Annotated in this window: 3 protein-coding genes; all 3 read left to right on the top strand. The window is 49.5% G+C overall.

The window, feature by feature from the left end:
* Window positions 1–647, top strand: a 647-nt coding sequence (locus tag VIM87_RS25825; RefSeq protein WP_331999781.1) for a gliding motility-associated C-terminal domain-containing protein, incomplete at its 5' end; no start/stop codon positions are given.
* A gap of 20 nt (window positions 648–667) precedes the next feature.
* Complete coding sequence (locus VIM87_RS25830; RefSeq protein ID WP_331999782.1) at window positions 668–1,636, top strand: type IX secretion system membrane protein PorP/SprF; 969 nt, start codon at window positions 668–670, stop codon at window positions 1,634–1,636.
* Between the two features lie 8 nt (window positions 1,637–1,644).
* Window positions 1,645–2,232 (top strand): hypothetical protein (locus VIM87_RS25835; RefSeq protein ID WP_331999783.1); only part of this gene is annotated, 588 nt, incomplete at its 3' end.

Raw genomic sequence — 2,232 nt, forward strand, 5'->3', positions numbered from 1 at the left:
GCGCACAAACGCCGGCTAACACAACTATTACAGATATCTCCGGTACAGGAGGCAATAACGATGCGCCTACCGTAACTGAAGTGTCTAAATCGCCGGTAGCAGTGGATGATGAAATGTCTACGAAGGTGAATGCACCGGTAAATATCCCGGTACTGGATAATGATGATGCAGGCCACAGTACATTCAACACCGGCACAGTGGCCGTTATTACACAGCCGCTGCATGGCCGCGCAAATGTTAATGAGGATGGCAGCATTACCTACACGCCGGATCTGAGCTATAAGGGCGATGACAGCTTCACCTACCAGGTGCGGGATGCAGATGGTTACATTACCAACGTAGCTACCGTGAAGCTGGGCATCTCTTTCTCAGACCTTAAAGTGCCAACGCTGTTCACGCCTAATGGCGATGGTAAGAACGATGCCTTTGAAATACGCGGTCTGAACCAGTATGCAGAGAATGAGCTGGTGATCATTAACCGCTGGGGTAATGAAGTGTTCCGCCAAAAGGGTTACCAGAACAACTGGTATGGCGAGGGGCTGAATGAAGGCACCTACTATTACCTGTTACGCTTAAAGAAAACAGATGGCTCAGGATGGGAAATATTGAAAGGATATACAACGCTGATCCGCGCATTCAAACATTAATATTCTTATAAATTGTCGTTATGAGAAAAGGCATCATATTCACAGGTTTGCTGTTGCTGATCGGCAGGTTCGCGCTTGCCCAGCAGGATGCGCAGTACAGCCAGTATATGTTTAACGGGATCTACATCAACCCTGCCTACGCCGGTTATAAAGAGGTGCTGAATGTGCACAGCTTTTACAGGGCGCAGTGGACGGGTATTGAAGGCGCGCCCCGCAGCTTTTCCGTAGCGGTGGATGCCATTGCCAATGAGGGCAATGTAGGCCTGGCCTTACAGCTTTTCAGCGATAAGCTGGGCGCGCAAAGCACGCAGGGTGTGTATGCTAACTATGCCTACCGCATACGGCTAAATGAAGATGGCAGCTCGCGCCTGGCCTTTGGCATCAGCGGGGGACTGCTGCAGCTGGGTATTAACGGCTCGCTGCTTAGCACCAATGATCCTGAGCTGGATATGCCGGGCGGCACGCAAAGCACGCTGGTGCCGGATGCACGGGCAGGCGTATTCTTTTCAAACGACCGTTTGTTTGCCGGCTTTTCAGTGGATAACCTCATTGCGCCGCACATGAATAAATCGCGCTACATCTATATTCCGCAGCCCAGGCCGCACTATTACCTCACCGCTGGAATGCTGCTGCCGCTGAGTGAAAGCATCCAGCTGAAACCTTCCTTTTTACTGAAGGATGATAGGGGCGGCCCTTCCAGCCTGGATCTGAATGCCTTCCTGCTCTTTAAGGAAAAGATCTGGCTGGGCGGCTCTTACCGTACCGGTTTAAAGCTGTATGATAAGAACTACCTGCAAAAGGTGCTGATGAAACGTAATGCGGCAGTAGCGGCCATAGAGTTTTTTCCGGTCAATAACCTGCGGATAGGGTACGCATATGATTTTTCAGTAGGCCCGCTGCAAAGCTACAGCAACGGTTCGCATGAAATCTCCATCGGGTTCTCATTTATTAAACCCGATATGCGGATGGCCACCCCGCGGGTGTTTTAAACGATTCAATGAAACAGTTTAAATATATAACCGGTTTATTACTGTTGCTGAGCCTCAATACGCAAGCGCAGTATATAATAAAGGAAGCAGATCACCAGTATGCGCTTTACAATTTCAGTAAGGCAATAACACTGTATGAAAAGGCCTTTCAGAAAAAAGGTACGCTGCATGCTGCGGAAAGGCTGGCTGATATTTACCGCCAAACGAACAACTACCGCCAGGCCGAAAAATGGTACGCCATTGCAACAAGCATAAAAGGCAGTAACCCGGAGAACCTGCTGTATTATGCAAAAGCCTTACAGAGCAATGCCCGTTATGCAGCAGCAAAAGAACAATATCAGAAATATATAGCTGCTGATACCTCCGGCAAACTGTCGGACCGGCAAAAGCATAACTGGCTGGCTTCCTGTGATTCCGCCATCAGCTGGATGAACACCTACAGCATTATTACGGTAGAGAATATAGAAGCGCTGAACTCCCCACAGTCCGACTGGGCGGCAGTACCTTACCAGGGCGGGGTGGTGTTCACTTCCGACAGGATCATTACACAACCTTCAAAAACAAATAAGCCATTCCTGCACTTTGATGACGGGAAC

The organism is Chitinophaga sp. (assembly GCF_036569125.1).
Lineage (GTDB): Bacteria > Bacteroidota > Bacteroidia > Chitinophagales > Chitinophagaceae > Chitinophaga.